This is a genomic window from Acidimicrobiales bacterium (assembly GCA_036273495.1).
GTDB lineage: Bacteria > Actinomycetota > Acidimicrobiia > Acidimicrobiales > JAJPHE01 > DASSEU01.
The window spans coordinates 1-7,359 of record DASUHN010000402.1 but is presented as its reverse complement, the minus strand read 5'-3'; the positions used below and the strand labels follow the sequence as shown (position 1 = coordinate 7,359).

Here is a 7,359-nt window from a genome sequence, read left to right as displayed (position 1 = left end):
GCCTCGGTGGCCCGGCCCTCGTCGGGCAGGTAGAAGGAACGGCACTGCTCGATGCCCTCCTCGGTGAGCATGTAGCCGGAGTTCTCCGTCATAGACGGCTGGCTGAGGGTGAAGTCGGTGACCGGGATCTCTAGGAGCTGGAACACGATCTGCGGGCCGCCCCGGTCCCGGGCCATGAGCGCCACGACGGCGGCGAGGTTCCCGCCGGCGCTGCCTCCCCCGACGGAGACCCGACCCGGATCGACGCCGAGCGATGCGGCGTTGTCGACCACCCACCGGAGGGCGGCGTAGCAGTCTTCCGGGGCGGTCGGGTACCTGTGCTCCGGGGCCAGGCGGTAGTCGACCGACGCCACCACGCAGCCCGCTTCGATTGCGGTGGCCCGGCAGCTGCTGTCGAAGTGGTCGAGGGTCCCCAGCCAGAAGCCGCCTCCGTGGAAGTACACGTGGGCGGGCAGGGCCCCGGGGAGATCGGGGCGGTAGGTGCGCACGGTTATGTGCCCGCCCGGTACCTCGACCTGGTGGTCTTCTTCCGCCGCTGCCGCGGGCAACTCGTCCCCGAGGCTGAGGAACATCGACTCCATGCCCTTGTGGGCGCGGGCCCGCAGCTCGGCCACAGGTAGGTCCACCTGTTCCGCTTGACCGGCGGCCATGGCGTCGATGACCGGTTGGAGACGGGGGTCCAGAGGCATCGCGACGCTCCTTGTGACGGGCCGGGCGGCCTCATCCTGGCACTGCCGAGATCGACCCGCTCACCCCTGTGCCGGTGCGCGGTCCGTGCCGGCCAGGCCCTCCCAACATTTCAATACAGTTCTAACTTTTCACTGTCTGCGCACATATGAGCGAGATAGGTGGTTAGTCCCCGTCAAGCCACCGGCTCGAGGATCACCAGCGGGATGTCCCGCGTGGTCTTCTCCTGATAGCCGGCGTAGTTCTTGTGGTCCCGGGTCAGGCCGGGCCAGATGCGGGCCTTCTCCTCCGAGGTGGCGATGCGGGCCTTGCGACGCCCCTTGAAGCCCCGGGTCATCACCTCGACCTCCGGGTTGTCCCGCAGGTTGAGGAACCAGTCCGGATGCTTCGGGGATCCGCCGTAGGAGGCGACCAGCACCAGGTTGTCCCCGTCCTTGGCCGGGGAGGTGAGCATGCTGGTGCGGGGCTTGCCACTCTTGCGCCCGACGGTGGTGAGCTTCACCACCGGCATCCCGAGCAGGTTCCCGAACAGCCTCCCGTCGCTGGCGGTGAAGGCGGTTCGGTGGATGTGGTTGATGACCTGCATCATGCGGTCCTGGCCCTTCGACATGGGACAAAAGGTAAGCGGGGAGAGGCCTGAGCCGCCAGACGGGCCTCCCCATTAGGGTTCGCTGATGAGCGCCGAAGCCCGTCTGGCCGAGCTGGGGATCGACCTGCCGCCCGTACCTCCGCCGGTCGCAAACTTCGTCCGCACCCGCCTGGCCGGCACCATCCTGTACGTCTCGGGCCACGGCCCGATCCATCCGGACGGCACCCGGGACAAGGGCAAGGTCGGCGCCGACGTGGACGTCGAGCAGGCCCAGGCGTCGGCCCGGCTCACCGGGCTCAACATGCTGGCGACGGTGCGCGCGGCGCTGGGATCGCTCGACCGGGTGCGCCAGGTCCTGAAGGTGCTCGGGATGGTGCACTCCGCGCCCGGGTTCGGCCGCCAGCCCGAGGTGATCGACGGCTTCTCCAACCTGATGGTCGAGGTGTTCGGGGAGGCCGGCCGCCACGCCCGCTCGGCGGTGGGAATGGCCGAGCTCCCGTTCGGGATCCCGGTGGAGATCGAGATGATCGTCGAGGTCGAGCCGGCGTAGTCCGGCCCGGACCGGCTCAGCCCGCGACCCGGCGGAAAGCAGAGACCAGCTCGGCGTAGCGAGCGGCGGCTTCCTCCGTGTCGGAGGGGACCGGCAGGGCGCCCCGGAAGTCGGTGATCCCGGCATCGAGGAGGGGGCGGAGGCCCTCGGCGGTGGCCTCGACGTCGACGCTGCGGTCGTCCCGGCGGACCAGGCGCAGCGGAGCGCTGACGGCAACGTCCCCCGGGTCGCGGCCGGCGTCGGCCACCCGCCGGAGCATCTCGGTCGCAGCCGGAACGGGCTCGGCGGCGGCCGGACCCCACATGATCCAACCGGCGCCGAAGCGGGCCACCCGTCGCACCACGGCGTCGTTGAGCGTGCCGCTCACCCACAGCGGGACCCCGCCCGGCTGGAGGGGCTTCGGCATCTGGTGGATGGCGTCGAAGCGCAGGTCCGGGGTGTCCACGGAGGCGCGCTGCTCCCGCCACAGCGTCTGGCACACGAGCAGGGTGTCGTCGAGCAGGCGGCCCCGGCGCTCGAAGCTGAGGCCGGCGGCGTCGTATTCCTCGCGCTGCCAGCCGATCCCCACGCCGAGGTCGAGGCGCCCGCCGGACAGCACGTCGATGGTGGAGGCCTGCTTGGCCAGGACGATCGGCCGGCGCAGGGCTGCCAGGAGGATCCCGGTGCCGAGGCGGACGCGCGTGGTGATGGCCGCCACCGTCGTCAGCACGATCAGCGGCTCCAGCCAGTGCCCGTCGGGGCCGGTCGGCTGGCGCCCGCCCTCCATGCCGCCGACCTCGGGGCGGGCGTAGGCCTCGAGGTTCTCGCCGAACACGACGTGGTCCGAGACGACCAGCCGGTCCACGCCGCCGGCGTCGGCGGCCCGGGCCTGGTCCAGCATCGGCTGCCAGCTCCCGGGGTCTTCGGCGGCGAACGACGGCAGCGTTATCGACAGGGTGGCCATAGGCCGGGAAGCTAACGGCCGCCGGCGGGGCTGGGGGCCCCGGCGGGAAATGTCAGCGGCCGGGCGGGTTGGCGGGGCGGGTCTCGGTCCAGTCCACGAGCACCCGCCGCTCGGCTATCCGCCACGCGCCGTCGTGGCGGCGGTAGCGGTCGCGGTAGCGGATGAACATGACGTAGTCGGTCGGGTCGTCGTCGCCGGCGCTGCGGTGGTGGGCCACGCAGTACACCTCGCCGGTCGGCTCGTCGCCGTCCAGGTGGTAGTCGGCCTGGCCGAGGAGGTGGAAGGTGGCGCGGAAGCGGGCCATGCGCGGCGGGATGCGCGCCAGGTCCCCGCGGCCCCGGTAGACGGTCGTGGCCTCGGTGTCGGGCGGATTGTGCATGCTGAGCTCGGCGTCGGGAGCGAACAGCTCCAGGAACCCCGCGGTGTCACCGCGGTCCACGGTCCGGGCGTAGCCCAGGGCGAGAGACCACAGGGCCTGGCGCCGGCCCGGGTCGTCAGCGCTCACCCGCCGGAGGATACGTTCACCTCGTGCCGCCGGTCCTGCGAGGGCGTCTGTCGTCCGCCGCCGATGCGCCCGCACGCGGGGAGCGTGCCACCGAGCTGGCCGGGATGGGGAAGGTCGTCGTCGAGCAGATCCTGAGCGGGAAGCTGGACGGTCCCGTCGACTACCGCCAGGCCCAGGACGAGTGGGTGGTGGTCCTGGAGGGCGGCGCCGTCCTCGAGATCGGCGGCGAGCGTCTGGATCTGGGGCCGGGGGACTGGGTTGTCCTCCCCTCCGGCGTACCGCACCGGCTGGTGGAGACCACCCCGGGGACCAGCTGGCTGGCCGTCCACGTCCACCCGGAGGGCTAGCCCCAGCCCAGCTCCTTGAGCCGGTCGTCGTCGATCCCGAAGTGGTGGGCCACCTCGTGGATGACCGTGCGGCGCACCGTCTCGACGACCTGGGCCTCGTCCCGGCTGTAGGCGCAGATCGTCTGCATGAAGATCGTGATCCGGTCGGGCATCACCCCGCTGTAGCCGTTGCCCCGCTCCGTGAGCGGGATGCCCTCGTAGAGGCCGAGGAGGTTTCCGGGCGGCGCCCGGTCCTCCACCATGACCGCCACGTTCTCCATGGCCCGGCCGAGGAACTCGGGCAGCCCGTCGAGGGCGTCGGCCACCAGCTCGTCGAAGCGCTCGACGGTCACGGTCACCACGGCGGCGATGATGCCAGCCCGGTCGGTACTCTGGGCCGCACCGGAGGTGGCCCATGCCAGGCAAGGTTCCGAGCCAGCCCAACCAGAAGAAGAAGGGCCGGTCGCTGCAGGAGAAGCGGGCGGCCAAGAAGATGAAGAAGTCCAAGACCGGCACAAATCCGATCATCCCGGTCACCCACCACCAGCAGTAGCCGCCCGTTGACCTACGTCCCGAGCGACGAGGTCCGGGACGTGCGCGCCCGGATCGGGCATCCGGTGATCGACAGCGACGGGCACCTCATCGAGTACCTGCCGCTGGTGCGGGACTTCATCGTCGAGGAGGCGGGGCAGGACGTGGCCCGCCGCTTCGACCGCATGACCCGCTCGGCGGGGCCCCGGGCCGCCCTGCCCGATCCCGCCGACCGGCGGGAACGGGGGATCCACGCCGCCGGCGTGTGGGGCCTGCCCACCGAGAACACCCTCGACCGGGCCACCGCCATGCTGCCGGACCTCATGTACCGCCGGCTGGATGAGCTGGGCATCGACTTTGCCGTGCTGTACCCGACCTACGGGCTGACGGTGACCGCCCTCGGGGACGCCGAGCTGCGCTGCGCCCTGGCCCGGGCCCTCAACCGCTACTACGCCGAGGCCTACGCCGACTACCGCGACCGCCTCGAGCCGGTGGCGGCCATCCCCACCTTCACGCCCGAGGAGGCGGTGGCGGAGCTGGACCACGCCGTCGGGGAGCTCGGTCTCAAGGCGGTGATGATGGGCGGGACCATCCCGCGCCCGACCCACGGGGACGATGCACCCGGTGGGGGGCGGTGGATCGACACCCTGGCCCACGACTCGCTCTACGACTACGACCCGATGTGGCGGCGCTGTGCCGAGCTGGGAGTGGCGCCGACCTTCCACGCCGGGGCCCAGGGGTGGGGCAGCCGAATGTCGACGACCAACAACTCCTACAACCAGGTGGGGAACTTCGCCGCCGCCGACGAGGGGATCTGCCGGTCGCTCGTGTTCGGCGGCGTGCCCAAGCGGTTCCCCGAGATGCGCTTCGCCTTCCAGGAGGGCGGAGTGACCTGGGCCATCGCCCTGCTGGCCGGACTGCTGGCCCACTGGGACAAGCGCAACATGGACGCCATCCGCCACAACGACCCCGCCCGCCTGGACCGGGCCGAGCTGCACGAGCTCTTCGGACGCCACGCCCGCGGCCTCACGGCGGAGCGGGTCGACCGCCTCGCCGACGGCCTGGCCATGCTCTCGGACCCCGACGAGGTCCCCCGCGACGTCGACATGTGGGGGGAGTCGCTCATCGGGAAGGGCCAGGAGATCGTCGAGCTGTTCGGCACCCGCTTCTTCTTCGGGTGCGAGGCCGACGACCCCCTGAACGCCCTGGCGTTCGCATCGGAGATCAACCCGGGCGGCGCCGTCCTTCCCGCCATCTTCTCGTCCGACATCGGGCACTGGGACGTCCCCGACATGCGCGACGTGGTGCCCGAGGCCTACGAGCTGGTGGAGAAGGGCCACATGAAGGACGACCAGTTCCGCTCCTTCGTCTTCGACAACCCGGTGCGGTTGTGGACGGGGATGAACCCGGGCTTCTTCGCCGGAACGAGCCTGGAGGACGAGGCGGCCCGGGTCCTGGCCGATCGCTGATCCGCCAGGATTTGCCTGCCCGAACGGGTACGACGAACCCATGGAATGACCGGCGGTGGCGTCTTAGAATCGATGCACCGATCGAAAAGGGAGGGCGCGCCATGTTCGCGAGGAACATCGTCTACACGGGCACCGATGTGGACCGGGCGGTTGAGTTCCTGGACAAGGAGGCCGCCCCGGTCGTGACACAGCAGAAGGGTTTCGTCCAGGTGGCGGCGGCGGGAGACCGGGCGGCCGGCCTGATGAGCATCCTGTCGGTCTGGGAGACCCTCGAGGACCTGCAGGCCAGTGAATCGGCCATGACCAAGGTCCGCCAGGAGGGCGTCGGGAGATTCGGTGGCGAGCTCGCCTCCGTCGACATCTTCGAGCAGGTCGTGATGGAGGTGGGGAAGAACCCGCCCCAGCCCGGCTGCGTGATCCGTATTCAGAACACGCGCCTCGACGTGGGTGCCATCGACGAGGTCATCGGGTTCTTCCGGACCGAGATCCTGCCGGGAATCCTGGGCACTCCTGAGGTCCGGGCGTGCGCAACCTGATCAACCGTCAGACGGGCCAGGGCCGGATCAGCGTGGCCTTCTCCGACCGGGCGGCTCTCGAGGCGGGGGACTCGGCCCGTCAGGCGCGGATGGCAAAGGCCGGCGAGCGGGGCGTCCAGTTCGGCGAGGCCCGCGTCCTCGAGGTCCTCTACGGCCGGATGGCCTCCTAACTGGACGGCAGCGCCTCCCCGTCCAGGCCCATCACCTTCACCGCCTGCTCCTCGAGCAGGTCGAGGCTCACGTAGGTCCCGCCGGTCAGCTCGGCGGGACCGCGCGCCAGCAGCAGGATGGCTTCGACCATCGCCTCCATCGACTCGATGTCGGCGGGGGCGATCCTGTCTCCCATCAGCGCCTCCATGCCCTCGGTGCGCACCGCGGCGCGCGGCGCGACCGTGTTGACCCGCACCCGGGCCGGTAGGAGCTCCTGGGCAAAGGCGAAGCTGAGCCGCTCCAGCGCCGCCTTGGACGCCCCGTACACGCCCATGATCGGGTTGGTGCGGCTGCGGCGCCCGGCCGTCCCGGGCTGGTACCCGGAGGTGGCGCTCGAGACGTTCACCACCCAGCCCCCGCCCTGCTCGCGCATGCCGGGCAGGGCGGCCTGGAGGAGGTCGAAGGGCGCGTGCACGTTGACCTCGAAGGTGATCCGGCGCCGCTTGAGGGCGTAGTCGGCCATCGACCCGTAGATGGCGGCGGCGGCGTTGTTGACGAGGACGTCGACCGGCCCTCCGAGCAGCCCGACCGCCTCGGGGATGATCCGGGCCCGGTCCTCCCCGTCGGTCAGGTCGGCAACGACGGCATGGGTCTCACCGCCGTAGGGGCGGCAACGGTCGCGAGTGGCGTTGAGGCTGCCCGCCAGGTGGTCGCGGTGGTCGAGGGTGCGCGCCACCAGGACCACAGACGCCCCCTCGGCGGCGAAGCGCTCGGCCACCGCCGCCCCGATTCCCCGGCTGGCACCGGTGACGACCGCTCTGCGTCCCTCGAGAAGCCGTGCGCTCATCGCAGCGTTCTAGCCGAGGCGGGCCAGCCGGGACGGGGCCGCCCCGGTCGCCCCTGATGGCGCACCCGGTGGGGGCGGTGGCAGGCCGCTCCGACCCGGTGCTGGAGGCCACCGTCACCGTGCTGGCATCGTGGGACCGGCCACCGCCGCGCCGGCCCCGGCCGTCCCGGCCAAGCGAGAACGGAGCACCGCATGAGAGGACTCGACGGCAAGGTCGTGGTGGTGG

The 7,359-nt window shown here is 71.3% G+C and carries 12 protein-coding genes; 6 read left to right on the top strand and 6 right to left on the bottom strand.

Features of this window, described 5'->3' with window-relative positions:
• On the bottom strand, positions 1-689 hold a 689-nt coding region (locus VFW24_17585), incomplete at its 3' end, for an alpha/beta hydrolase (protein HEX5268581.1).
• Positions 690-862: 173 nt separating this feature from the next.
• On the bottom strand, positions 863-1,297 hold the full coding sequence (locus tag VFW24_17580) for a nitroreductase family deazaflavin-dependent oxidoreductase (protein HEX5268580.1): 435 nt from the start codon (positions 1,295-1,297) through the stop codon (positions 863-865).
• 64 nt (positions 1,298-1,361) lie between these two features.
• On the opposite strand from VFW24_17580, the gene VFW24_17575 reads away from it, so the two are divergent.
• Positions 1,362-1,826: a RidA family protein gene (locus tag VFW24_17575; protein HEX5268579.1), complete on the top strand. Its 465-nt coding sequence runs from the start codon at positions 1,362-1,364 to the stop codon at positions 1,824-1,826.
• Positions 1,827-1,842: 16 nt separating this feature from the next.
• Here VFW24_17575 and VFW24_17570 read toward each other — a convergent pair whose 3' ends face one another.
• Entirely contained in the window at positions 1,843-2,769 is a 927-nt protein-coding gene (locus VFW24_17570; GenBank protein ID HEX5268578.1) for a TIGR03619 family F420-dependent LLM class oxidoreductase, read from the bottom strand.
• 52 nt (positions 2,770-2,821) lie between these two features.
• The gene (locus VFW24_17565) at positions 2,822-3,274 is read right to left on the bottom strand and encodes a nuclear transport factor 2 family protein (GenBank protein ID HEX5268577.1); all 453 of its coding nucleotides are present in this window, start codon (positions 3,272-3,274) and stop codon (positions 2,822-2,824) included.
• A gap of 23 nt (positions 3,275-3,297) precedes the next feature.
• Between VFW24_17565 and VFW24_17560 the strand changes: the two genes are divergently transcribed.
• A complete protein-coding gene (locus tag VFW24_17560) occupies positions 3,298-3,621 on the top strand; it encodes a cupin domain-containing protein (GenBank protein ID HEX5268576.1) in 324 nt (107 codons plus the stop codon).
• Here the strand turns inward: VFW24_17560 and VFW24_17555 are convergent.
• Entirely contained in the window at positions 3,618-3,962 is a 345-nt protein-coding gene (locus VFW24_17555) for a metallopeptidase family protein (protein HEX5268575.1), read from the bottom strand. The two genes, VFW24_17560 and VFW24_17555, sit on opposite strands and share 4 nt — an antisense overlap.
• Positions 3,963-4,015: 53 nt before the next feature.
• Between VFW24_17555 and VFW24_17550 the strand changes: the two genes are divergently transcribed.
• The 4 genes from VFW24_17550 to VFW24_17535 all read left to right on the top strand — a co-directional run bounded on the left by VFW24_17550 (position 4,016) and on the right by VFW24_17535 (position 6,306).
• A complete protein-coding gene (locus VFW24_17550) occupies positions 4,016-4,153 on the top strand; it encodes a hypothetical protein (GenBank protein HEX5268574.1) in 138 nt (45 codons plus the stop codon).
• 7 nt (positions 4,154-4,160) lie between these two features.
• A complete protein-coding gene (locus tag VFW24_17545; protein ID HEX5268573.1) occupies positions 4,161-5,600 on the top strand; it encodes an amidohydrolase family protein in 1,440 nt (479 codons plus the stop codon).
• Between the two features lie 101 nt (positions 5,601-5,701).
• The gene (locus tag VFW24_17540) at positions 5,702-6,136 is read left to right on the top strand and encodes a hypothetical protein (protein ID HEX5268572.1); all 435 of its coding nucleotides are present in this window, start codon (positions 5,702-5,704) and stop codon (positions 6,134-6,136) included.
• The gene (locus VFW24_17535) at positions 6,124-6,306 is read left to right on the top strand and encodes a hypothetical protein (protein HEX5268571.1); all 183 of its coding nucleotides are present in this window, start codon (positions 6,124-6,126) and stop codon (positions 6,304-6,306) included. The genes VFW24_17540 and VFW24_17535 overlap by 13 nt, the downstream gene beginning before the upstream one ends.
• On the opposite strand, the gene VFW24_17530 is transcribed toward VFW24_17535, so the two are convergent.
• Positions 6,303-7,133: an SDR family oxidoreductase gene (locus VFW24_17530; protein ID HEX5268570.1), complete on the bottom strand. Its 831-nt coding sequence runs from the start codon at positions 7,131-7,133 to the stop codon at positions 6,303-6,305. The two genes, VFW24_17535 and VFW24_17530, sit on opposite strands and share 4 nt — an antisense overlap.
• Between the last annotated feature and the right edge of the window lie 226 nt (positions 7,134-7,359).